Source organism: Sphingopyxis sp. C-1 (genome assembly GCF_001047015.1).
GTDB lineage: Bacteria > Pseudomonadota > Alphaproteobacteria > Sphingomonadales > Sphingomonadaceae > Sphingopyxis.
The window spans coordinates 431,076-454,061 of the sequence record NZ_BBRO01000002.1 but is presented as its reverse complement, the minus strand read 5'-3'; the positions used below and the strand labels follow the sequence as shown (position 1 = coordinate 454,061).

Genomic DNA, 22,986 nt, shown 5'->3' with positions numbered 1-22,986 from the left:
AGCGCGGCTAGATATATGGCCCCCACATCACCATCCACGCGCCCGCGCTGCCCGCGAGGATGACAAGGCCGCTGACGCCGAGCAGTGCGGCGGTGGCCTGCCGCGCGAGCGGCGTCCCGCGCGCCCCGGCGCGGAGATAGATTTCGGCGATCGCGAGCGGCAGCAGCGAATTGGCGAAAGCGAGAAACAGGTCGAACGGACCGTCCATCGCCTTGCCGATCCCGGCGCCGCCGGTCGCGAGCCCCCACGCCATATAGCCGACACGCATGAACCAGACCGCGCTTGCGACAGCGAACAGGCGGATCGCCCATCGGCGATGATCGGCAAACTGCCGGTGACGCGCCGCCTGCCATGCGAGCGCGGTGAAGCCCGTGATCAAAAGCGCGTCGAGTGTGATGCCGATCGCGCCGATATAATTCAGCCAGGTTCCGCGGCCCCACGTCATCCACAGCCCGCCAAGTGCGAGCGCCAGCGCACACAGCATATAGAGACGGCCGTTCCAGCGATGGATTGCGGGGCGGCGGGCCCGGACGGCGGGGACGAGTTGGACGAGACCGCCGAAAGTGATGACGGCCGCGAGCAGGACATGCAGCGCAAAGAAGAGGTTGCCGGCGGTGTCGCCCGCCACAAAGCCCTTGATGATCGGCTTGTCGTTCCATGCCGCAAAATTACCGGTGAGCGTCGGCGGATAATAATAAAGCAGGATGAAGGCGACGAAGAGCAATTGTCCGGCGGCGATGGCGAGATAGCAGAACGTCGCGCTGCGCCCGAGCCAGTCGTTGCGGCGTGCGGGCCGTGCGGGTGCGAATGATGCGTCGATGGTGGCCATGGTGGATTTCCCGATATGCCGCCGAAGAGTGCGCCCTTCGCCATGGTGAGTCAATGATATAATACAGTAACACACTGAGGCCGGAATGTTTGAACGCAAGCATCGGGACGCGGCGCGAATCGCGCCGTGGCAGGAATATTCCGACAGCCGAGAAAGGATGTTCCGATGACATATTCGATCCGGGGGCTGGACCCCGAACCCTTTGCCCCGCTTTTCAGGCTCGACGATGCGGGCCTTGCCGCGATCAACGCGCGCCGAGTCACGGCGACCGCCGATCGCGGCTTTCCGTGCCGCATCAGCCTTGAGGATGCAAAGGCGGGCGAAGCGCTGATCCTCCTCCATCACACCAGCCACGATGTCGAAACGCCGTATCGCAGCGCCTATGCGATCTATGTTCGGCCCGGAGTCGAGGCGGCGAGTTACCGTGGCGAACTGCCGCCGGTGTTTGAGGGGCGCCCGCTCGCGCTCCGCGCTTTCGATGCCGACGGAATGCTGCGGACCGCGCGGCTTGCGGGGCCGGGTGAGGCCGATGGGGCGATCCGCGACCTGTTCGCCGACACCGCCATTTCCTATATCGACGCCCATAATGCCGCGCATGGCTGTTTCGCGGCGCGAATCGAAAGGGACGCAGCATGAGCGCCGACCTGATGACCGACGACGATCGCTGGGCGGCGGTTCTGCGCCGCGATCGCGCACTCGACGGGCGTTTCGTCACCGGCGTGCTGACGACCGGCATCTATTGCCGGCCGAGCTGCGCGGCGCGGCATCCTTTGCGTGATAATGTCCGCTTCTACGCCGACGGTGTGGCCGCGCGCGCGACGGGCCTGGGCCCGTGCAAGCGCTGCCTGCCCGACGATGTCGCGCGCGACGAGGGCGCGGTGCTGGCGGCGATCCAGGCGATCAAGGCGAGCGAGGAACCGCTCGCGCTTGGCGATCTGGCGAGCCGCACCGGCTATTCGCCGACGCATTTCCAACGCGTCTTCACGCGCCACACCGGGCTGTCGCCTGCCGCCTATGCGCGTGCGCTGCGCGAGGAGCGCGCGCGGCAGGCGCTGAGCGATGGCACGCGGGTGACCGATGCGATCTATGACGCGGGCTTTTCGGGGCCGTCGCGCTTCTATCGGAATATGGAGGGCCGTATGGGGATGACGGCGTCGGCGTGGGTGAACGGCGGCAAGGGCGCGACGATCCATTGGGCGGTTGTGCCGACCAGCCTCGGCGCGATGCTCGTCGCCGCGACCGAGAAAGGTGTTTGCCGCCTGAGTTTCGACGAGGGACGCGAGGCGCTCGAGGAGCGTTTTCCCGCGGCGAGCCTGATCGAAGGCGGCGAAGAGTTCGAAGCCTTGCTGAAACAGGTCGTCGACGCGGTCGAGGCGCCGGTGAACGGCTTCGACCATATCCCGATCGACGTGAAGGGCACCGCCTTTCAGGAGGCGGTGTGGCGCGAACTCAGGAAGATTCCGACGGGTGAGACGCGCAGCTATGCCGACATCGCCGCCGCCGTCGGCAAACCCAAAGCGGTGCGCGCGGCGGGCAGCGCGAATGGCGCGAACAATGTCGCGGTGCTGATCCCGTGCCACCGCGTCGTGCGAAGCGACGGAACGCTCGGCGGCTATGCCTATGGCCTGCCGATCAAGGAAGAATTGCTGAAGCGCGAAGGGCGCTGAGCGAATATGGCGCCGGGCAGCGTCCGATGCGGCCCGGCGCCATTTGGCGACGCAATGATGCGGTCAGATTTCGTCCTTGTCCTGGTCCGCGAAAATGCTTGCCATCGTGGTGCGCGCCGCTTCGATCTGACCGGCGTCGATTTCGTCGACCACCTTGGCGACCTTGTTCGCCTTTTCCTGCTTGTGGCTGGAAAAGGCGAGCGGTGCGAGAACCGACCGCGCCAGCTTGCCCTTGTTTTCATCGAGCAACTGGCGGGCGAGAAGCATACGATAGCCATCGTCGTAAGACGAATATTCGAACACGCTTTCCAGCGCGATGATCGCCGGTTCCGGAATGGGCTCCTTCGCGTCGTAATAGGACATATAATGGCCGATCGCGGCGCGCGGGTCCTTGGGATCGAGCCGATACGCTTCGGCGAACCACTTGCGTGCCGAGGCATAGAGAGCCGGATTCTTTTCCTCCTTGGCGCGGGTCATGAACAGGCCGCCCATCAGGATCTGCGCGTCTTCGGATTGCGGATCGAGCGCGATCGCGCGCTTCAACGCCGTTTCGGCTTTCGCGAACTCCTTCGCATCGACATAGGCCTCGCCGGCCGCCAACTGTACGGGCAGGCTGTCGGGATATTTCGCATCCAGACCGTCGACCTCGTTCGCGACAGTGCGTGCCTGACGTTCGGAGACCCCGCGCTGGGTGCGGATATGCGCCTTGATGATGGCTTCCTCGGCCGGTGTCAGGCGCCGGACATCGACTTTCGGCGCGACATAATTGACCGGCTTGACGTCGAGCGTCGGAAAGGGCCCGCTTTTGTACTTGCGAAGTTCGCCCTGCAACTTGTCGAGATCGCCGAACACGCGCTGCGCTGCGGTCAGGCTGTCTTCGCCCGCGTTCAGCGCTTTCAGATATTGCGCGAGCTGCCCCTGCCGCGCCTTGTTGAAGTTCAGATAATGCGCGATCATCCAGCCGAACGAATAGGACTGGAAATATTCCTGCCCGTCGAGCCGCTTCTTGTGATCGAACAAGCGCGTCAGCCGGATGCCAGGCAGCTCGAACAGATCGTCTCCGCGGTGTTGCGGGACGTTGCCGACCCGGAAGGCGCCATTGTCGAGCAGCTCGAGCGTGCCATAGAGTTCGGCAAAGCCTTCGACATACCAATGCGGATAGGCGGTGCTGAATTTCTGCAGCATGAAGTGATGCACATATTCGTGGAACAATATGCCCTCGGCCGTCAGCGCGGTTTTCTGGTTGATTTCGCGCTGGTCGAGATGGCGGCTGAAACGGTCGCGCTGTTCCTCGACCGCCGGAACGAACGATACGGCGGCACCCGCTCGCGGGATGTAAAAGCCCGCTACGCCGGCGCTGCCGGCAAGGCGACCGATGTCGTCGATACCGCCGAAACGATAGACGCGAACCTTGTTCGACGGACCGATATCGGGCCCCGGTATCGGAAGCCCCTGCATATAGCGCAACGCGTTGTCGAACCGTTCAAGTCGCGTCGCAAAACGCTCGACGTCTTCCTTCGTACTTTCGGACGTGATGATGAAATGGCTTGTCTCGGCTTCCCACCATTCGGCGTGGGCCGTGCTGCTCAAGGCAACGAGCGCGACGACAAGGCCGCCGCGCAACGCGGTTCTCAGAAATGCGATCATTTGTTTTCCCCGGTAAATTTTCGCGGGGCGACTATATCAACCGTATCCGATGCTTCAACCGTCTGAGATTCGCCGTTTATCGCCCTTTTGACCGGGCCTCGCCGAGGAGAAGAGAGAATGACCGACAAGATTGCCGCCTTCCGCGCGTTGCACGTTCCGGGCGATCCGCTGATCCTCGTAAATATTTGGGACGCGGGAAGCGCGAAGGCCGTCGCGGGTGCGGGCGCGAAGGCGATCGCCACGGGCAGCTTCGGCGTCGCCGGAGCGCAGGGCCGCGCCGATGGCGAGGATTTTCCGCTCGACGAGGCGCTGGAAAATCTCGATCGCATATTGTCGGTCACCGACCTGCCGGTCACGATCGACATGGAGGCGGGCTATGGCGCCGATCCAGCCGCGGTCGGCGTTTCGGTCGGCCGCGCGAGGGCCGCGGGTGCCGCGGGGATCAATATGGAAGACCGGTTGCCCGGTGCGACCGCGCTGCTCCCCGTCGACGAAGCCGTCGCGCGTTATAGCGCCGCGGCCGGCACCGGCATTTTCGTCAATGCGCGCTGCGATACGTTTCGCGGGGCCGATGCGGCGAAGGATGGCGACGCGCTCGTCGCCGCGACGCTGGAGCGCGCGCGCGCCTATGCCGACGCGGGAGCGGGCTCGCTATTCGTCCCCTTCCTGCTCGATCCGAAATGCATCGGTGCGATTTGCGATGCATCGCCGCTCCCGGTGAACATCCTGCGCGGCAAGGGCGGGCCGACGCACAAGGAACTCGCGAACCTCGGCGTCGCGCGGATCAGCCATGGGCACCAGCCCTGGGCGGCGGCAATGGCCTGGCTGGCTGCACAGGCGGCGCAGGTGATGGGCGGCGCCGAACCCGATTATTGACGGTCAGTCGGCATCCTCGTCGGGGGTGGGGTCCTCCCTGTCGCCGGCGCGGCGGTCGCGCATCGCCTCGAGCCGCGCGAGCATCGCGTCGCCGCGGCCGTTGTCGTGCGGGTCGAAAGCGACAGTCTTCGCCAGTCGCAGCGCCCGGTCGAACTCGCCAGTGTTCGCGAGTGCGAAGGCATAGGCGACGCGCATCTCGATATTTTCGGGCGTCAGGGTGAAAGCGCGTTCGAGCGCCTTGATCGCCATTTCGCCAGGCCGTTTTCCCTCGGCCAGAAAACTGTCGAAATAGGCATAGAGCGGTACGGCGTCGTCGGGGTCGGTGCGATTGGCGAGCAGGATCGGCTTTCGCGCGTCGCGCCAGGCTGCGGGGTCATCCTCACCCTTTTCGCGCAGTTGATACAGCTTGAGCCGCCCGAGCAGCACATTGGCGCGGACATGGTCGGGCTTTGCCGCGAGCACCTTGTCAAGCGCGGCCTGTATCGCTGCAAGGTCGCGCTCGTCCTTTTCCATGTCCCATTCGGCGGCCGCGAGTTCGAATTGCGCTTCGGCATTGGCGGGCTGCGCGGCGGCAAGCTTGCGCAGCGCGTCGCGCGCCTTCGTCAGCCGCGCGGCGTCGCCGCTCGCGTTCAGCCGTTCAAGCCGGGGCATGATGACGGCGTCCTCGTCGGCCGACAGCGGTGTGATCTTGATATTGGTCGAAATGGGAACCGCGTCGCGAGTGGTGCCGTAGCTGAGCTTTTCCTCGATATATCGGTTGAGCTCCTTGTCGAGCGCAGCCAGATCGCCGAATGCACCGATCGCCGCCTGCTTCGGTTCGGTGCCGGCGTTGATTGCTTCGGTATAGGCGTCCATCTGGCCTTTCCGCGCCGCACTGTGGAAGAGCATGCGGGTGAGTATCCATGCGCGGCCGTAATAGACGTCGATTTGTCCGCCGTTGCGCATTGTGAGCGGCTGTTCCAGCAACAGTTTTTCCGCCGGAATTTTTGGCATTCGCAGTAGGCCATAGGCGCGGCGAGAGACCAGTTGCCCGATCACCGCCCGGCCCTGCTTGTCGAAATCGACAGTCGAATAATATTCGGCGAAACCCTCGATGAGCCACGCTGGAAACGCCGCGCGGAAGTGCCGCTTCATGAAATGGTGGCTATATTCGTGGAACAACATCTGCTGCGATTCCGATGTGCCGATGGCGGGGCTGGAGCCGTTCTGGCGAAACGACATGGCAAAGCTGCCGTCGCGGTCCTGCCGGTAAAAGCCCGCGATCGAGCTGCGGCTCGATCCGCTTGCCAGTTCCGCGACATCATTGGCGGCCGGCACCAGATAGATCGGTAGCTTGCTTTCTTCCCCGGTCGCCGTGATCTTGAACAAGATGCGCAATGTAGTGTCGAACCGCTGCAGATTCTGCGCGAAGTCGCGGAGCGATTTCTCGCTGCCCTCGCTATAGATGATGAAGCTGTCAGTATCCGCGCGCAACCATTTGGCCTCGGCCGTTCCGATTATTGCGATCATCGCGATCCCGGCCAGCAAGACAAAACCGATTTTCTTCATTCTGCGCCCCGCATCGAAATTTGTGGGGATGCTGCCAGTGCGTTCGATTACAGTAAAGCCCTGTTACGCTTAAACAAAGCTATATGGATCAATATCTATCGCCAGCCGCGCTTTCGATGACCAATCGACGCTGTTCACCCACTCGCGGATCGTACCTTGCAGGTCGAAGCTGCGCGGAGCGTGGAGCAACAGGCGGAAGCGGTGGCGGCCGCGCAGCATCGCGAGCGGGGCGGGGGCGGGGCCGTAAACTGCGAGACCTTCGGCAACCGGCGCCTTCTGCCCCAGCCGCTGCGCTTGCCCGCGCGCAACCTCGATATCCTCCGACGAGATAACGAGCGCGGCGAAGCGGCCATAGGGCGGCGCGCCCGCGAATTTTCGCGCCGCGGCTTCTGCCGAATAGAAGCCGTCGCGGTCGTTGGCGACGAGTGCGGCCATCACTGGCGCCTCCGGCACGCGCGTCTGGATCAGCACTTCGCCGGGCTTCACCCCGCGCCCGGCGCGGCCTGCAACCTGTGCGATCTGCTGAAAGGTGCGTTCGGAGGCGCGCAGATCGCCGCCGTCGAGCCCGAGGTCGGCGTCGACCACTCCGACGAGCGTCAGATTGGGGAAATGATAGCCCTTGGTGACGAGCTGGGTCCCGATGATGATGTCGACCAGCCCGCCCTCGACATTGTCGACGAATTCGGCCGCCTTCGCGGGCGACCATAGCGTGTCCGAGGTCACGATGGCGGTTCGGGCTTCGGGAAAGCGCAGCGCGACTTCGTCGGCGACGCGCTCGACGCCGGGGCCGCAGGCGACGAGGCTGTCTTCATCCTCGCATTCGGGACACAGCCGCGGCGGCGGCATGACATGACCGCAATGATGGCAGGCGAGGCGATGGACGAGGCGGTGCTCGACCATCCATGCGGTGCAGTTCGGGCACTGGATACGGTGGCCGCAAGTGCGGCACAGCGTCAGCGGCGCGAAGCCGCGGCGGTTCAGGAACAGCAGGCTTTGCTCGCCCTTCGCAAGCCGGTCGGCAAGCGCGTCGACGAGCGGCGGAGCGAGCCAGCGGCCGCGGTCGGGCGGGTCCTGCCGCATGTCGATCGCGGCGAGATCGGGCAATGTCGCGCCGCCGAAGCGCGCGGGGAGGACGATATGGCGATAGCGCCCCGCCTCGACCATCGCGAGGCTTTCGAGCGCGGGGGTCGCGCTGGCGAGGATCACCGGCAGCCCCTCGAAATGCCCGCGCATCACCGCGACGTCGCGCGCGTGATAATGGACGCCGTCTTCCTGCTTGAAGCTGGTTTCATGCGCTTCGTCGACGACGATGACGCCGAGATTGGCATAGGGGAGAAACAGCGCCGAGCGGGCGCCGATGACGATGCGTGCGTCGCCGCCGGCAATCGCGTGCCAGGCGCGGCGCCGTTCCGCCGAGCGGAGGCCGCTGTGCCAGCCGACGGGCTCGCAGCCGAAGCGCGCGGCGAAGCGGGTGAGCATCGGTTCGGTGAGTGCGATTTCGGGGAGCAGGACGAGCGCTTGCTTGCCCGCATCCAATGCGGCGGCGATCGCCTCCATATAGACTTCGGTCTTGCCCGACCCGGTGACGCCGTCGAGCAGCAATGTCTCGAATTTCTCGGCGGTCACGGCATCCTTGAGCTGCCCTGCTGCGGCACGTTGTTCGTCCGAAAGGTCTGGCGGGGCAAAGGCGGGATCGGGCTCGGGATAGGGCGCATCGGCCGAGACCGCGACGGCTTCGAGCGCGCCGCTGTTGATCAGCCCGCGAATCACCGCATCGCTGACGTCGGCGAGCGCGGCGAGTTCGCGCACCATGCCCTGCCGGTCGCCGATCGCCTCGATCGCGACGATGCGCTGCGGCGTCATCCGCGTGGGGAGTTCGCCGGTGGCGCGATATTCGACGATCGGGCGCCGCGCATCGGCAAAGGCGACGCCGGGCAGCACCATCCTCAGCACTGCGCCGGGCGGTGCGAGATAATAGTCGCTCGTCCATTCGACGAGGCGGCGGAGCGGCGCGGGCACCGGCGGGACGGGCACGACTTCGTAGAGATTGCGCAACCGGTTGTCGCCCACCGCCTCGGGCGCGCCGAAGCTGGCGTCCTCCCACACGACCCCGCCAAGTCGCCGCGGGCCGAGAGGTGCAACGACGACGCTGCCGAGCGGCGCTTCGCTTTCGCGCGGGACGCGATAGTCGAGCGGGCCGAGAGCGGCAGTAAGAAGGAGGACGCGGGCGCGGGTCATGGGCTGCGCACGATATAGGGCGGCGGGGGAAATAGGAAAGCGGTGCGGTGGGCGATGACGGCAAGCGACCGCAGGCTGCCCCATTCTTTCGTCGTCACCCCGGACTTGATCCGGGGTCCCGCTTGATGTCGAAGGCGGTCGATGCTGAAGAAAAGCGGGATCCCGGGTCAAGCCCGGGATGACGGAAGTGGGGTAACGCAACGGCAACTCCCCACCCCAAGGCGGACGGCCGTCCGCGCCTAGGCCGATGCCAGCCCCGCCTTTTTCACGGGGCGCTTCGCCGGCTTTGGCCGCTTGAACCAAAAGCTCCACACCGCCAGGCTGCCGAGCATCGTCATTGCGAGGCCCGATATCGTCAGCAGGACGCGCCAGGTCCAGCCGCCGACTTTCGACGCATGGATCGGGAAGGCCATGTTGAACGCCTGCGCGCCGGGCGCGAGCTTCAGGGCATCGCGCGCGCCCAGGACCTCGCCCGTCGCGGCGTCGAATGCCAAGGTCGTTCGTCCGTTGGGCAACCATTCGGCGGGCTGTTTCAGGCGCAGACTGATCGGGTCGCCGGGCCGCCGCGGCAGGCTGAGGATACGGAATTCTGCGTCGGGAAAACGGCGCCGCGCTTCGCCTAGCATCGCGCTGTAATCGGGCTTTTCGGCGAGCGGGCCGCCCTTATATTTCGGCGGATCGAGCGCTTTCGCCGTCTCCGCGACCGGACCGAAGGGCGCGACGACGCCGAGTGCAAAGGGGCGGAAGATCATCATCGTCCCGGTGACGATCGAGATCAGCAGCAACGGCGCGACGATCACGCCGAGGTCGCGGTGATGCATGACGATCGCCGGGCGCGACATGCGTTTGGGCCACAACCGAAACTGAAAGGTCTTGCGCGTCCGCCACCAAAGGATGACGCCCGAGATGACGAAGAAAAGCCCGCAAAGCCCCGCGATGCCGATCACCCATTCGCCGCTGTCGCCGGTGAACAGATGATGGTGGAAATCGAAAATCCAGAGCTCGGGCCGCTCCCACTGGCTGGCCCAGCGCGTGACGATCTCGCCCGACTGGCTGGCATAGGCACCGGCATCCTTGCCGAAGCGAAGCTGGTGCAGCCCGAAGCGTTCATCGGCATAGATGATGCCCTGCGCGCCGGGGTTCGCCATCAGCCGTTCGGTGGTTGCGGCGACCGTGGTCAGGTCGCCGCGTAGCGGATCGCCGGTGCCCGGCAACCCGATCCACAGATAGTCATAGAGCAGGATAATGCCCGACAGGCCGAGCAGCGCCAGCACGAGGCCGATCAGCCCCCCCGTCCAGCGGTGCAGCGTGTCGAGCAACTTCATCATGTCGGATTAGAACCTGTAGTCCCAGCCGAGCGTGAACGTCCGCCCGCGTCCGGTAAAGAAGCGGGCATTGTCGGTCGCCGCGACGGTCGAGCGGATCGTCTGGCTGTTATAGGTGACATAGTCGACATCGAACAGGTTGGACGCGGCGAGCGTGATCCCGCCCAGGCGCGGCAGGTCATAGCGCAGCACGGCGTCGGTCAGCGTGTAGCCCGAAAAAGCCGTATTGGCCGGCGCGCCATCGAATTTGCGGTCGAGATAGAGTCCAGCCTGGACGCGCGCGGACACCGGCCCGCTGTTATAGCTGGCCCAAAGATTGACACGGTCGGGCGAAATATTCGCGCCGTCGAGGTCGATATCGACCTTGTCGTCTTTGTTGCTGTCGGTGCGGCCGGACAGATGGGCATAGCCGGTGCCGAGCTTCAGCCCGTCGACCGGAAGCTCAACCGCAAGATTGATTTCGAAGCCCTGAATTTCGATGCGCTGGCGCTGGACGTCATAAACGCCCGCGCTGTTCATCACCAACAGGCCGCCATCTTTTGACGTCGACCAGAAATAGGAGGCGCTGGCATCGAGCGGACCCCGCTTGATTTCGATACCCAATTCACGATTGTTGGAGATAACGGGGGTGACGTTGACGTCTTCGATGCGGAAATTCGGCTGGGTCCGGCCGTTGACCGACCGCAGGATGCGACCGACGTCCGCGATCGAATAGCCTTCGGCATAGCTGGCATAGGCGCGGATGCCCTGCACAGGTTCAACGATCAGCCCGCCATTGATCAGCAGGTCGTCGAAATTGCGCGTGCCGCCGGAGACGCGAGCCGAATTATACGAAGCCAGAGTCACGAAGTCATCGACCTTGAGCTGACCATTTTCCCAGCGCGCGCCGCCCGCAACGCGGACTGCGCCGTCGAACAGTTTCAGATTGGCCTGGCCGAAGGGGGCAAGCGTACGGAAGGTCGTGGGCGGGACCCAATAGCGCGATGTCGCGATCATCACCTGCTGGGTCTTGTCCCACATCGAGTCGAAACCGAGCGTGACGTTGAGCGCGTCGAAGAATTGCCGCTCATAACTGACGCGCGCACCCAGCTTGCGCGAGCGGTTTGCCGACTGGTCGAACAATGTGCCGATGGGGGCGATGCTGGCGTCCTGAAAAGTCGCGCTGATATCGCCGCCGAAAATGTCGCGCGACCGGTTGAAAAAGGCCTGGAAGATCAGATTGCCGCCGCCGAGATCCGTATCGGTCAGCGTCAGATTGACGGTCTCGACGCGGTTGGAGGCTGCTTCGCCCTCTATTTCGCCGCGCCGCGAGCTGGTCGGAAGGCCCGTCGATCGATTGCCGGCGACCTGCACCCAGTCGCCATTGCCCTCTAGGTTGAAACGCGTGGCGAACAATTCGACGCGGGCTGTCGATGACAGGTCATAGCCCAGGCGCGCAAAGAAACTGAGGCTCTTGCTGTCCTGTACATCGCCCTGCGTATTGTCGATGCCCACCCGGCGGCCCGCGCCGTCATAATAAAGGCCGCGCGTTTCATAGGCGACGCCGCCCGTCACATCGAACGCACCCCGGCGATAGGCGAGCAATCCGCCTAGCTTGCCGCCAAAGCTGCTGCTTTCGAAATTGCCGGTCGATCCCTGCACCAGCGCGCGGCCGGACAGGCCGTCTTCGCGCGGCGCCTTGATCACCACCTGATTGACGACGCCGCCCGTGGCGCCGATCCCCTGCAAGGCGTTCGATCCATAGATTAGTTCGACGCGATCGAGGAAAAAGGGATCGATCGTATAGCCATCGCGCGATCCGTCGCGGATCGGGGTCGATTGCGGAATGCCGTTGATCGCATAGAGCGGCGACCGGCCGCGTAGCGTCTCGCCCGAGCCCGACAGCTTTTGCCGTGTCGGCGAGAAGCTGGGCGTCAGGTTTGCGACCGCATCGATGACCGAGCCGGAGACGGCAACCTGTTGATCCAGACTGTCCTTGGAAATGACATCGATTGTCAGCGGCAGGGCGTTCGGCGGCAGGGTCGTACGCGCAGCGGTAACGACGATCGTGCCCCCGCTCTCGTCGCCATCGGCGATCGGCGCGCTGTCCTGCGCGAAGGCGGGCGAGGAAAGCGCCGTGCATGCGAGCGCGGCGAGGACAAATTTGCGATTCATTCGGAGAGCTCCCTTTTCGGAAGCGGCCGCTAGTGCGAACTATTCGCAAAAGCAAGAAAAAATGAGCCTATACTCTCGACCAAGGGACAGGGGGACAGGCCCTTCAAACCACGCTATCACTCTGGTCATGCGGGAAAAGGAACTGCGCTTCGCCCTGATTTGTTACGGCGGCATCAGCCTCGCCGTCTATATGCACGGCATTACCAAAGAGATCTGGCGGCTCGCCGCGGCGTCGCGCGCCTTTCACGATGGCGAGGCGATCGGCGGGTCGGGCGGTGTCTATCGCGACCTGCTCGCGGCGATCGCCGAGCATGGCAGCGTCAAGCTCCGTGTCCTTCCCGACATCGTTGCGGGGGCCAGCGCGGGCGGGATCAACGGCATCTTCCTCGCGCGTGCGCTTGCGACGGGCAAATCGCTCGACCCGCTAACCGAACTGTGGCTGCAGGACGCCGACGTCGACAGCCTGCTCGACCCCGACGCGCGGCCGCTTTCGGCGATGACCAAATTCTGGGCGGTGCCGATCGCCGGCTGGGCGATGAAGCGGCGCGGCAATGCCATCGACCGCACCGTCGGCGAAGACGCGCAGGACGAGGTGCGTGCCAAGCTGTCGCGCTTCGTCCGTGCGCGCTGGTTCGAGCCGCCCTTCGGCGGTGTCACTTTCTCGAACCTCTTGCTCAATGCCTTTGACGCGATGGATGCAGGGCCTCAGGGCCCGCCGCTCGTGCCCGCCGAGCAGCCCGTCGACCTCATCGTCTCGGTAACCGACTTCGCGGGCCACAAGGAGCAGTTGACGCTCAACAGCCCGCCGCGCGTGATCGAGCAGGAGCATCGGTTGATGATGCATTTCCGGCAGAATGGCCGCGCGGGAAGGCGGCTCGACGATGTGCCGGCGCTTGTCGCCGCCGCGCGCGCGACCGCCAGCTTCCCGGGCGCCTTTCCGCCCTTCACCTTGCGCGAACTCGATGCCGCGCTCGAAAAGCGCGGCGTTGAATGGCCGGGCCGCGATGCCTTCATCCGCGCGCAACTGCCGCGCGTGCCCGACAGCGATCCCGCCGACCGCGTGTTGATCGACGGTGCGGTGCTCGCGAATGCGCCGTTCCGACCGGCGATCGCGGCGCTTAAGCAGCGTCCGGCGCGGCGCGAGATCGACCGCCGCTTCATCTATATCGACCCGAAACCCGATTATAAGGCGATCAGTGTCGGCAAGCCCGGCGAAGCCACCGAACAGGGCCAGCTTCCGGGCTTCCTTCCGACGATCCTCGGCTCATTGTCGGCGATCCCGCGCGAGCAGCCGATCCGCGAGAATATCGAGATGATCGAGGGGATGTCGCGGCGCATCCGCCGAATGCAGCACATCATCGACGCGATGAAGGTCGAGGTCGAGGAACAGGTCGCGGCGCTGTTCGGCACGACCTTCTTCCTCGACACGCCGACCCCGGCGCGGCTCGCGAAATGGCGCGCGAAGGCGCAGGATCAGGCCGCGGTGCGCGCGGGCTTTGCCTATGCGCCCTATGGCCACCTCAAGCTTTCGGCGGTGATCGACGAACTGGGGAATATCGTCGACCGGCTCGTCCCGCCCGAAGGGCCGGTGCATGTCATCAACCGCCGGATTGCGATGTGGACCGAGGCGCGCGCCCGCGGTCTCGACCGGATTTCGGGCAAGAAGGGCACGGGCGCGAGCAGCGAGGCGATCGAGTTTTTCCGCACCCATGATCTGGGCTTCCGCATTCGCCGCCTGCGCTTCCTCGCCCGTGAACTCGACGCGTCGGTCGAGGCGACGCGCGAGAAGCGCGACCCTGTGTGCGAAGAAATGCGCGAGACGATCTTCACCGCCCTCGGCCAGTATCTTGAGCGCGAGGGCGATAGCTGGCTCGCCGACCTCGACGTGCCCGCCGATACCGAGCCCGGCCAGTGGATCGACGCGATCGCCGCGCGCCGCGATCTTGTCGCGCTCGATGCCGAGACCGACGAAGTGATTGCGGCGGCGCTCGCCAAGCTTCCAAAGGACGACCGGCGGACGATGCTGTTCGCCTATCTCGGCTATCCCTTTTACGACATCGCGACCTTGCCGCTTTTGCAGGGCGAGGGCTTCGACGAGTTCGACCCCATCAAGATCGACCGCATCTCGCCGTCGGACGCGACCGCGATCCGCACGGGGGGCGCGGCGGCGATGCTGAAGGGGGTCGAATTCAACAGCTTCGGCGCCTTCTTCAGCCGCGCCTATCGCGAGAATGACTATCTCTGGGGGCGGCTCCACGGCGCGGACCGGCTGATCGATATTGTCGCGAGCAGCGTCAACGGCGACGATTCGGTGCCTGCGGACGAGCTGAAGATGCTGAAGCGCCGCGCCTTCCACGCGATCCTCGATGAGGAAGAGGGGCGATTGCCCAAGGTGAAGGCGTTGATCGACGAGCTCAGGGGTGAGATCGGCTAATTATCTTCGTCATTGCGAGCGTAGCTCGCAATGACGAAGTTGAAGAACGACGGATCAGTCCGTCAGATCGTCCCACATTTCCTTGATACGACCAAAAAAGCCCTGGCTTGCGGGGCATTCCTCGCCGGTTTCGGTCTCGCGGAATTCGCAGAGCAATTCCTTTTGCCGTGCGGTCAGCTTCGTCGGCGTCTCGACGTCGATCTGGACGACAAGGTCGCCATGACCGCGGCCGTTCAATACCGGCATGCCCGCGCCGCGCTGGCGAAGTTGCTTGCCCGATTGGATGCCCGCGGGGATGGCGATGTCGTGCATCTGGCCATCGAGGCCGGGAATGCCGATCTCGCCGCCCAATGCAGCGGTGGTGAAGCTGATCGGCGCGCGCGTGAACAGCGTCGTGCCCTCGCGCTCGAACACTTTGTGCCGCGCCATATGCAGGAAAATATAAAGGTCGCCCGGCGCCGCGCCGCGTGCGCCGCTTTCGCCTTCGCCCGACAGGCGGATGCGCGTGCCCTCGTCGACACCCGCCGGGATGTTGACGGTCAGCGTCTTGCGCCGGTCGACCCGGCCCTCGCCATGGCATGAGTTACAGGGGTCGGCGATGACTTCGCCCGCGCCCTGACAGGTCGGGCAGGTGCGTTCGACCATGAAGAAACCCTGCTGCGCGCGCACCTTGCCATGGCCGGCGCAGGTCGTGCAGCGATTGGTCTGGGTGCCGGGCTTGGCGCCCGATCCGTCGCACGTCTCGCAGCGCGCCGCGACATCGACCTGAATCTCGCGCGTGACGCCCGAAAAGGCGTCCTCGAGCCGGATTTCCATGTCGTAGCGCAGGTCGGCGCCGCGCGCGGGACCGCGCTGCTGACGTCCGCCTCCGCCAAATGCCGAGCCGAAGATCGATTCGAAAATATCGCCGATGTCGCCGAAATCGGCATTGCCGCCACCGCCGAAGCCGCCCGCGCCGCCATTGACGCCCGCCTTGCCGAACCGGTCATAGGCTGCGCGCTTCTGCGGATCCTTCAGGCAGTCATAGGCTTCGCTGATGGCCTTGAAGCGCGCTTCGCTGTCATCGCACCCCGGGTTCTTGTCGGGGTGATATTTCATTGCGAGCTTGCGATAGCTCGCCTTCAGCGTCGCATCGTCGGCTGAGCGCTCGACTTCCAGCAGTTCGTAATAATCGATGTCGAGTGACATAGGTCAAACAGGCCCCCTCCGGCCCGCCGGGCCCGCATGGCGCGGACCCGGCGAGGGAGTTTTCTTACTTCTTGTCGTCTTCGACTTCCGAGAATTCGGCGTCGACGACGTCTTCGTCGGTCTTCGCCGCACCGGCATCATCGTCGGCGCCGGGGGATGCTGCCGACTGCTGCTCTTTCTCGTAGATCGCCTGACCAAGCTTCATCGCGACCTGCGCGAGCGCCTGGCTCTTTTCGGTCATCGCGGCGGCATCGCCGCCTTCGACCGCGGTCTTGGCTTCGGCAACCGCGGCTTCGATCTCGGACTTCAGGCCCGCGTCGACCTTGTCGCCATGCTCGCGGAGCTGGCTTTCGGTCGAGTGGATCAGGCTTTCGGCGTTGTTCTTCGCCTCGGCCGCCTCACGGCGCGTCTTGTCCTCTTCGGCGAACTGCTCGGCGTCCTTGACCATCTGGTCGATGTCCGAATCCGACAGGCCGCCCGAAGCCTGGATCTTGATCTGCTGTTCCTTGCCGGTGCCCTTGTCCTTGGCGTGGACGGACACGATGCCGTTGGCGTCGATGTCGAAGGTCACTTCGATCTGCGGCACGCCGCGCGGAGCGGGCGGAATGCCGACGAGGTCGAACTGGCCGAGGATCTTGTTGTCCTGCGCCATTTCGCGCTCGCCCTGGAACACGCGGATCGTCACCGCCGACTGATTGTCGTCAGCCGTGGAGTAGACCTGCGACTTCTTGGTCGGGATCGTCGTGTTGCGGTCGATCATCTTGGTCATGATGCCGCCCAGCGTTTCGATGCCCAGCGACAGCGGAGTCACGTCGAGCAGCAGCACGTCCTTGACGTCGCCCTGCAGCACGCCCGCCTGGATCGCAGCGCCGATCGCGACGACTTCGTCGGGGTTCACACCGGTGTGCGGTTCCTTGCCGAAGAAATCCTTCACGACTTCACGCACGCGCGGCATGCGCGTCATGCCGCCGACGAGAACGACTTCGTCGATTTCGCTGGCCGAAATGCCCGCGTCCTTGATCGCCTTCTTGCAGGGTTCGAGCGTGCGCTTGACCAGCTCTTCGACCAGCTTTTCCAGGTCCGAACGCGTGATCGTCTTCACCAGATGCTTCGGCCCATTGGCGTCGGCGGTGATGAAGGGCAGGTTGACCTCGGTCGTCGCGGCCGACGACAGTTCGATCTTTGCCTTTTCGGCGGCTTCCTTCAGGCGCTGCAGCGCAAGCTTGTCGCCGCGCAGGTCGATGCCTTCGTCCTTCTTGAACCCGTCGGCCAGATATTCGACGAGCTTGCTGTCGAAATCTTCACCGCCGAGGAAGGTGTCGCCGTTGGTCGACTTCACCTCGAACACGCCGTCGCCGACTTCGAGGATCGAGATGTCGAAGGTGCCGCCGCCAAGGTCATAGACTGCGATCGTTTTATTCTCGGTCTTGTCGAGGCCATAGGCCAGCGCCGCCGCGGTCGGCTCGTTGATGATGCGCAGCACTTCGAGGCCTGCGATCTTGCCGGCGTCCTTGGTCGCCTGACGCTGGGCGTCGTTGAAGTAAGCGGGAACGGTGATGACCGCCTGCTCGACCTTTTCGCCCAGATAGGCTTCGGCGGTTTCCTTCATCTTCTGAAGGATGAAGGCGCTGATCTGCGACGGCGAATAATCCTCACCGCCCGCCTTGACCCACGCGTCGCCGTTCGAACCCTTGGCGATGGTATAGGGGACGAGTTCCATGTCCTTCTTGGTCATGGGATCGTCGAAGCGGCGGCCGATCAGGCGCTTCACCGCAAAAATCGTGTTTTCGGGGTTGGTGACGGCCTGGCGCTTCGCCGGCTGGCCGATCAGGCGCTCGCCATCCTTTGCAAAGGCGACGATCGACGGGGTCGTGCGCGTGCCTTCGACATTTTCGATAACCTTGGGTTTTCCGCCTTCCATCACCGCGACACAGCTGTTCGTGGTGCCGAGGTCGATCCCGATCACTTTGGCCATTGATAATACGTCCTTGTTGCTTCCTCGACGCCCTGAAAAGGCACGCCGTCCATGGTTTTGATGGGGGCGATATAGGTGCGCTTTGCCTTGGCACAAGGGCTTTCACGGCTTATCGAGGGTGCGAAAATATCGCGCTTTTACGGAGTCCTCCCAAAATGAAACCCTTCGCTCTTGCCGCTCTCGCCGCCACTGCGCTCAGCCTGACCGGCTGCGGCGATAATCTGGTCGCCGCCAAGCCGCTCAATGTGGTGAGCGGGCATATCGTGATGGGGGCGACGCCCGACCGTCCGGCGGTCGGCTATTTTCGCGTCCAGGGCGGCCCGCAGCCGGTCCGGCTTGTCGCGGTGACCGCCGACCTCGCGCAGCGTGTCGAAATGCACGAAAGCGTGAAGGAAAATGGCGTCGTGACGATGAAGCCGCTGCTGCGCGCCGACGTGCCTGCCAAGGGCGACCTGGTGTTCAAACAGGGCGGCAAGCATTTGATGATCTGGGGCATCAACGGCGCCGCGGTCCGCGCGGGCAAGTTGCCGATGGCGTTCGTTTTCACCAACAACAATAATGAACGCATCCTCTTCGACATGGTGATCAAGCCTGCCGAGGGTGCCGAGGCAGCCGCCGATCATGGCGCGATGGACCATGGCGCGATGGAAAAGGGCGCCGACCAAGCGGCCCCGGACGCTGCGAAGAAATAGGGATGCATTCCGACACTTCGTCATTGCGAGCGAAGCGAAGCAATCCAGAGCGGTTTACGCCACTCTGGATTGCCGCGTCGCTTCGCTCCTCGCAATGACGGGGTTTTAATGCCGCGTCCGTCGCGACCGCTCACGCCTGGCGAGGTCGCGCTTGCCCGGACGGTGTTCGGGGGCGGGATCGCCTATGACCGCGTGCGCGTGAACCACCATAAGTGGATTTTCTTCCAGCCGCGCCACATCGTCATGGCGCCGATGGGCAGCCTGCATTTCAACCCGCATGGCGATCTTTATTGCGACGATTTCAGCGTCGCGTCGCAGCGATTGCAGGGGCTGTTCATCCACGAGATGACGCATGTCTGGCAGGCGCAGACGCGCGGACGCTGGTATCTGGTGCTGATGCGCCATCCCTTCGCGACCTACAGCTACAGCCTCAAACCCGGTTGGCTGCTCGAACGCTACGGGCTCGAACAACAGGCCGAGATCGTTCGTCATTATTGGTTGCTGACCCAGGGGCTGGTCGTCGGCGGCGCGCCGGGAATCGAGGCCTATCGTGCGATACTGCCGTCATCATGGGACGCGGCATGATGGATGCGACAATTACCGGCTAGCCAGAGGGGCGGCGTTCGTCCTATGTTCCTCTCATGGATGGAACCGCCCTCGTCGTCGCCCTTGTTGCCCTCGCCATCGGGGGCCTGATCGGCTGGCTTTTTGCCGGCCGCCAGTCGGGCGCGCTCAAGGCCGAGCGCGACGGGCTTTCGGAGCGGTTCAAGACCGCGGTGACGGACCTCGCGGCCGAGGCCGAGGCGCGCAAGGCAGCCGATATCCAGCTTGCGGCTTTGCTCAGCGAACAGCGCGCGCGCGACGAGGCGCATGATGCGCAGATCGCGCAACTGAAAGACGCGCAGGCCGCGCTGACGGCGCAGTTTCGTGAGGTCGGGCAGGTGATGCTCGATGGTGCGCAAAAAGCGTTCCTCGAACGCGCCGAGGCGCGCTTTAAGGAGAGCGAGGCGACCGCAGGGCAGAATCTGAAAGCGCTGCTGCATCCGGTCCACGACCGGCTCGAAAAATATGAGGCGGCGGTGGCGAAGGTCGAGGCCGAGCGCCGCGACGCCTTTGGCCTGCTCCATGGCCAGATCGCGGCGATGCGCGAGGGCACCGAACGCGTGTCGAGCGAGGCTGCGAAACTCGTCAACGCACTGCGCAACGCGCCCAAGGCGCGGGGGCGCTGGGGCGAGCAGCAACTGCGCAACGTGCTCGAAAGCTGCGGCCTCTCCGAGCACGCCGATTTCCAGACCGAGGTTAGCGTGAACGACGGCGACGGCGGGCGGCTGCGCCCGGACGTCGTCGTGCGCGTACCCGGCGGGCAGAATCTCGTGATCGACGCCAAAGTGTCCTTGAACGCCTATCAGGATGCGTTCGGCGCGGTGGAGGAGCGAGAGAAAGCGGCACATCTCGTCGCGCACGCTGCGGCGATGAAGGCGCATGTGAATACGCTTGGCGCCAAAGCCTATTGGAACCAGTTCGACGACACCCCCGACTTCGTCGTGATGTTCGTGCCCGGCGAGCATTTCCTTGCCGCCGCGCTCGATCAGGACGCGGGGCTTTGGGATTATGCGTTCGAGCGCAAGGTGCTGCTCGCGACCCCGACCAACCTCATCGCGATCGCGCGCACCGTCGCGGCGGTGTGGCGGCAGGAAAAGCTCGCCAATCAGGCGCGCGAGATCGCCGCGCTGGGCAAGGAGCTTTACGCGCGCATGTCGGTGATGGGCGGGCATATCGCCAAGGTCGGGCGCAATCTCGATCAGGCGACGGGGGCGTACAACGCTTTCGTCGGCAGCTTCGAATCGCAGGTGCTGACGCAGGCAAAGCGTTTCGAGGCGCTCGACATCGAAACCGGCGACAAGGAAATCCCGGCGCTCCCCGTCGCCGAACAGGCGGCGCGCCCGCTGGCCAAGCTGGCTGGGACGCCCGCGGCGGTCAACGACGCGGGGGAATAGGGGCTGCGGGGGAATTGAGCCGCCCCCAACCCGTTTGTGTCGAGCGAAGTCGAGACACCCATCAGCAGCGCATGCCTTCACGGTGTCTCGACTTCGCTCGACACGAACGGAGGATGGGGCTGCGTCTAGATCACCCGCCGCAACACCGCCGTTCGATCGCCGCTGCCCGTCAGGACGAGCGTGCCGTCGTCGGCGAAGGTCAGATTGACCGTTGTCGTCATCAATTTGAAGAAGAGCTGTTCCAGCTCCATGCCTGGACAGGCCATTTCGGTCGCCATCAGCGGCCCCGCTGTCAGCGTGTCGCCGGTCGCCGAATAGCGGCCCGAAAAGCGGTTGCAGCCCGCGCTGCCGCTGAGCCGGTCGCCGCCGAATTGCAGCGAGGTCGGGCGGTCCGAGGTGACCGGCTTTCCGCCGATCGACACGAAGGTCCAGTTCGACCCCGCGAGCGTGTCGGGCGGCAGCACCGCGCCGCCGCAGCCTTGCACGCTCTTGCCATCGGCGACGACGCGCACCGTGTCGGAATAAAGCCGATCGCTCATCCCGTCGCTGCACTTCGTCTTCTGGATGGTGACCGACAGCCGGTCGGTTACATAGGAGCGTCCGTTTGACGACGACTTCGCGCCGGGGTTCGGCACCATGATCTTCGTCTCGCCATAGTCGCCATCATAATTCAGCCGCGACGGCGTGATTTCGAGCGTCCAGCCGGGTTCGGTGCCGAGCGCCATATAGGCGGCGGGCTGATCGCCCGGACCTTGCGGCGGCGTATCGGCAACGGGGGTGCAGGCGGCGAGCGCGAGCAGCGAAGCGGCGGGTAGGATCCTGATCATGCGGCATCTCCTGAACGCTTCATGCTGATCGATCGATGAACCGCGCGGCCGGCTATTGGTTCCGCCGCTGGTTCAACACCTCATAAGCCATCACCGCCGTCGCGACCGCCGCGTTCAGGCTGTCGGCCTTGCCCATCATCGGCATCTTCACCCGCACATCTGCGGCGGCGGCATAGTCGGCGGGCATGCCCTGCGATTCATTGCCGGTGAGGATGAAGGTCGGCGCGGCGTAGCGCACTGCCTGATAATCCTCGGTATCGTCGCCGAGCCACGTCGCGACGAGTTGGCCGGTCCCCTGGCGCAGCCATGGGAGAAACTCCTCCCAGCGCGTCACCACCAGCTTCTGCGTAAAGATCGCGCCCATGCTCGCGCGCACTGCCTCGACCGCATAGGGATCGGTACTTTCATCGAGCAGGATCAGCCCGCCCGCGCCGACCGCGTCGCCGGTACGAAGCATCGTGCCCAGATTGCCGGGATCGCGCAGCCGCTCGGCGACGAGCCAGATCGGCGCGGCATCGCGGTCGATGTCGGCAAGCGTCGTCTGCGGCTCGGCATAGATGCCGACGATGGTCTGCGGATTATCCTTGCCCGACAGTTTCGAAAGGATCGCGCCCGTCGTGTCGATGACTTCGCCGCCCGCGGCCAGCGTGTCGGCGACCAGCGCCGCCGCGAGAGGGTGCGCGTCACCCTCGGGGCCCAGGAACAGCCATTGCGGGAGCACGCCCGCCTCGCGCGCCTCGGTCGCGATACGCAGCCCCTCGGCGAGGAACAGTCCCTCGGCGCGGCGGTGGCGTTTTTCGCGCAACAGCCGCATCCGCTTCACCAGCGGGTTCGATAGGCTTTCGATGGTTGAACGGCGACCGGTCATCCGGTCAATCCTCGCCGAAGCTGTCCTTGACCAGCCCGACCAGCTTCAGCAGCGCCGCGTCGGCGCCGTCGCCCTTGGTGTGGATCGTGATCGAGTCGCCCTTTGCGGCGCCGAGCATCATCAGTCCCATGATCGAGGTGCCGTTGACGCGCGATCCGCCCTTTTCGACCTCAACCGACACGCTTTCGGGCAAGCGGCTGACAAAGGTCACGAACTTGGCGCTCGCACGCGCGTGAAGGCCGCGCTGATTGGTGATTTCGACCGTCTCGGAATTTTCGTTCAAGGGCCCACTCCCAGCATTTCCGACGCGACCGAAATATATTTCTGGCCGGCTTCCTTCGCCGCGATCACCGCGGCGCGAAGTTCCATCGTCTTGCGCGCGCTTTCGAGGCGGATCAGCATCGGCAGGTTGACGCCTGCGATCACTTCGGTGCGCCCCGCCTCGAGCAGGCTGATCGCGAGGTTCGACGGGGTGCCGCCGAACAGGTCGGTCAGCATCACGACGCCGCGGCCTTCGTCGACCTTGCGAATCGCGTCGGCGATTTCCTTGCGGCGCATCTCCATATTGTCGTTCGGGCCGATGCACACGGTCGCGACCGCCCTTTGCGGACCGACGACATGCTCCATCGCGCGCACCATTTCCTCGGCAAGGCGGCCGTGGGTGACGAGCACCATTCCCAGAAGCGGCAGAGCCTTATCGTTCGCCATGCAGTCGTCGACC

19 protein-coding genes are annotated in these 22,986 nt (G+C 64.6%); 7 read left to right on the top strand and 12 right to left on the bottom strand.

Features of this window, described 5'->3' with window-relative positions; translation table 11 throughout:
- Positions 1-7 precede the first annotated feature (7 nt).
- Positions 8-829, bottom strand: coding sequence for a DUF2306 domain-containing protein (locus SC1_RS16755; RefSeq protein WP_062185221.1), 822 nt, complete (start codon positions 827-829; stop codon positions 8-10).
- Between the two features lie 165 nt (positions 830-994).
- Between SC1_RS16755 and SC1_RS16750 the strand changes: the two genes are divergently transcribed.
- Both SC1_RS16750 and ada read left to right on the top strand, forming a co-directional pair.
- Positions 995-1,465, top strand: a complete 471-nt coding sequence (locus tag SC1_RS16750) for a DUF1203 domain-containing protein (protein WP_062185218.1) — start codon at positions 995-997, stop codon at positions 1,463-1,465.
- Complete coding sequence (gene ada, locus SC1_RS16745; RefSeq protein ID WP_152682475.1) at positions 1,462-2,496, top strand: bifunctional DNA-binding transcriptional regulator/O6-methylguanine-DNA methyltransferase Ada; 1,035 nt, start codon at positions 1,462-1,464, stop codon at positions 2,494-2,496. Before SC1_RS16750 ends, ada begins: the two co-directional genes overlap by 4 nt.
- A 63-nt stretch (positions 2,497-2,559) precedes the next feature.
- Here ada and SC1_RS16740 read toward each other — a convergent pair whose 3' ends face one another.
- Positions 2,560-4,143 (bottom strand): tetratricopeptide repeat protein, encoded by a 1,584-nt coding sequence (locus tag SC1_RS16740; protein WP_062185216.1) that lies wholly within the window; start codon positions 4,141-4,143, stop codon positions 2,560-2,562.
- A gap of 117 nt (positions 4,144-4,260) precedes the next feature.
- On the opposite strand from SC1_RS16740, the gene SC1_RS16735 reads away from it, so the two are divergent.
- On the top strand, positions 4,261-5,019 hold the full coding sequence (locus SC1_RS16735) for an isocitrate lyase/phosphoenolpyruvate mutase family protein (RefSeq protein WP_062185212.1): 759 nt from the start codon (positions 4,261-4,263) through the stop codon (positions 5,017-5,019).
- Between the two features lie 3 nt (positions 5,020-5,022).
- Here the strand turns inward: SC1_RS16735 and SC1_RS16730 are convergent, their stop codons facing one another.
- The 4 genes from SC1_RS16730 to SC1_RS16715 all read right to left on the bottom strand — a co-directional run bounded on the left by SC1_RS16730 (position 5,023) and on the right by SC1_RS16715 (position 12,284).
- A complete protein-coding gene (locus SC1_RS16730; protein ID WP_062185209.1) occupies positions 5,023-6,567 on the bottom strand; it encodes a tetratricopeptide repeat protein in 1,545 nt (514 codons plus the stop codon).
- Between the two features lie 69 nt (positions 6,568-6,636).
- Positions 6,637-8,805, bottom strand: coding sequence for a primosomal protein N' (locus tag SC1_RS16725; RefSeq protein ID WP_062185206.1), 2,169 nt, complete (start codon positions 8,803-8,805; stop codon positions 6,637-6,639).
- Positions 8,806-9,044: 239 nt separating this feature from the next.
- A complete protein-coding gene (locus tag SC1_RS16720) occupies positions 9,045-10,130 on the bottom strand; it encodes a PepSY domain-containing protein (protein ID WP_062186882.1) in 1,086 nt (361 codons plus the stop codon).
- Positions 10,131-10,139: 9 nt separating this feature from the next.
- A complete protein-coding gene (locus tag SC1_RS16715) occupies positions 10,140-12,284 on the bottom strand; it encodes a TonB-dependent receptor (RefSeq protein WP_062185204.1) in 2,145 nt (714 codons plus the stop codon).
- Between the two features lie 127 nt (positions 12,285-12,411).
- On the opposite strand from SC1_RS16715, the gene SC1_RS16710 reads away from it, so the two are divergent.
- The gene (locus SC1_RS16710) at positions 12,412-14,718 is read left to right on the top strand and encodes a patatin-like protein (RefSeq protein WP_062185201.1); all 2,307 of its coding nucleotides are present in this window, start codon (positions 12,412-12,414) and stop codon (positions 14,716-14,718) included.
- Between the two features lie 54 nt (positions 14,719-14,772).
- Here SC1_RS16710 and dnaJ read toward each other — a convergent pair whose 3' ends face one another.
- Both dnaJ and dnaK read right to left on the bottom strand, forming a co-directional pair.
- A complete protein-coding gene (gene dnaJ, locus SC1_RS16705) occupies positions 14,773-15,906 on the bottom strand; it encodes a molecular chaperone DnaJ (protein ID WP_062185198.1) in 1,134 nt (377 codons plus the stop codon).
- A 64-nt stretch (positions 15,907-15,970) separates the two neighbouring features.
- Positions 15,971-17,881, bottom strand: a complete 1,911-nt coding sequence (gene dnaK / locus SC1_RS16700; RefSeq protein ID WP_062185195.1) for a molecular chaperone DnaK — start codon at positions 17,879-17,881, stop codon at positions 15,971-15,973.
- A 155-nt stretch (positions 17,882-18,036) separates the two neighbouring features.
- Here dnaK and SC1_RS16695 point away from each other — a divergent pair, with 155 nt between their 5' ends.
- From SC1_RS16695 to SC1_RS16685, 3 genes are all read left to right on the top strand, one after another.
- On the top strand, positions 18,037-18,573 hold the full coding sequence (locus tag SC1_RS16695; protein WP_062185193.1) for a copper chaperone PCu(A)C: 537 nt from the start codon (positions 18,037-18,039) through the stop codon (positions 18,571-18,573).
- 108 nt (positions 18,574-18,681) lie between these two features.
- Positions 18,682-19,158: a hypothetical protein gene (locus SC1_RS16690; protein ID WP_062185191.1), complete on the top strand. Its 477-nt coding sequence runs from the start codon at positions 18,682-18,684 to the stop codon at positions 19,156-19,158.
- Between the two features lie 56 nt (positions 19,159-19,214).
- Positions 19,215-20,570: a DNA recombination protein RmuC gene (locus tag SC1_RS16685; protein ID WP_062185190.1), complete on the top strand. Its 1,356-nt coding sequence runs from the start codon at positions 19,215-19,217 to the stop codon at positions 20,568-20,570.
- A gap of 125 nt (positions 20,571-20,695) precedes the next feature.
- On the opposite strand, the gene SC1_RS16680 is transcribed toward SC1_RS16685, so the two are convergent.
- Genes SC1_RS16680 through SC1_RS16665 form a run of 4 tightly spaced genes read right to left on the bottom strand, consistent with a single transcriptional unit; the run spans position 20,696 to position 22,973 of the window.
- On the bottom strand, positions 20,696-21,397 hold the full coding sequence (locus SC1_RS16680; protein WP_062185188.1) for an META domain-containing protein: 702 nt from the start codon (positions 21,395-21,397) through the stop codon (positions 20,696-20,698).
- 52 nt (positions 21,398-21,449) lie between these two features.
- Entirely contained in the window at positions 21,450-22,265 is an 816-nt protein-coding gene (locus SC1_RS16675; RefSeq protein ID WP_062185186.1) for an RNA methyltransferase, read from the bottom strand.
- Positions 22,266-22,269: 4 nt separating this feature from the next.
- A complete protein-coding gene (locus SC1_RS16670) occupies positions 22,270-22,548 on the bottom strand; it encodes an HPr family phosphocarrier protein (protein ID WP_037555414.1) in 279 nt (92 codons plus the stop codon).
- Positions 22,545-22,973, bottom strand: a complete 429-nt coding sequence (locus SC1_RS16665; protein ID WP_062185184.1) for a PTS sugar transporter subunit IIA — start codon at positions 22,971-22,973, stop codon at positions 22,545-22,547. The genes SC1_RS16670 and SC1_RS16665 overlap by 4 nt, the downstream gene beginning before the upstream one ends.
- Positions 22,974-22,986: the final 13 nt, after the last annotated feature.

Coding starts and splice junctions, on each gene's coding strand:
- SC1_RS16720 (WP_062186882.1), bottom strand. CDS start 10,130: ATGAAGTTGCTCGACACGCTGCACCGCTGGACGGGGGGGCTGATCGGC.
- SC1_RS16740 (WP_062185216.1), bottom strand. CDS start 4,143: ATGATCGCATTTCTGAGAACCGCGTTGCGCGGCGGCCTTGTCGTCGCG.
- SC1_RS16680 (WP_062185188.1), bottom strand. CDS start 21,397: ATGATCAGGATCCTACCCGCCGCTTCGCTGCTCGCGCTCGCCGCCTGC.
- SC1_RS16755 (WP_062185221.1), bottom strand. CDS start 829: ATGGCCACCATCGACGCATCATTCGCACCCGCACGGCCCGCACGCCGC.
- SC1_RS16695 (WP_062185193.1), top strand. CDS start 18,037: ATGAAACCCTTCGCTCTTGCCGCTCTCGCCGCCACTGCGCTCAGCCTG.
- SC1_RS16685 (WP_062185190.1), top strand. CDS start 19,215: ATGGATGGAACCGCCCTCGTCGTCGCCCTTGTTGCCCTCGCCATCGGG.
- SC1_RS16675 (WP_062185186.1), bottom strand. CDS start 22,265: ATGACCGGTCGCCGTTCAACCATCGAAAGCCTATCGAACCCGCTGGTG.
- SC1_RS16710 (WP_062185201.1), top strand. CDS start 12,412: ATGCGGGAAAAGGAACTGCGCTTCGCCCTGATTTGTTACGGCGGCATC.
- ada (WP_152682475.1), top strand. CDS start 1,462: ATGAGCGCCGACCTGATGACCGACGACGATCGCTGGGCGGCGGTTCTG.
- dnaK (WP_062185195.1), bottom strand. CDS start 17,881: ATGGCCAAAGTGATCGGGATCGACCTCGGCACCACGAACAGCTGTGTC.
- SC1_RS16750 (WP_062185218.1), top strand. CDS start 995: ATGACATATTCGATCCGGGGGCTGGACCCCGAACCCTTTGCCCCGCTT.
- SC1_RS16735 (WP_062185212.1), top strand. CDS start 4,261: ATGACCGACAAGATTGCCGCCTTCCGCGCGTTGCACGTTCCGGGCGAT.
- SC1_RS16690 (WP_062185191.1), top strand. CDS start 18,682: ATGCCGCGTCCGTCGCGACCGCTCACGCCTGGCGAGGTCGCGCTTGCC.
- SC1_RS16725 (WP_062185206.1), bottom strand. CDS start 8,805: ATGACCCGCGCCCGCGTCCTCCTTCTTACTGCCGCTCTCGGCCCGCTC.
- SC1_RS16665 (WP_062185184.1), bottom strand. CDS start 22,973: ATGGCGAACGATAAGGCTCTGCCGCTTCTGGGAATGGTGCTCGTCACC.
- SC1_RS16730 (WP_062185209.1), bottom strand. CDS start 6,567: ATGAAGAAAATCGGTTTTGTCTTGCTGGCCGGGATCGCGATGATCGCA.
- dnaJ (WP_062185198.1), bottom strand. CDS start 15,906: ATGTCACTCGACATCGATTATTACGAACTGCTGGAAGTCGAGCGCTCA.
- SC1_RS16715 (WP_062185204.1), bottom strand. CDS start 12,284: ATGAATCGCAAATTTGTCCTCGCCGCGCTCGCATGCACGGCGCTTTCC.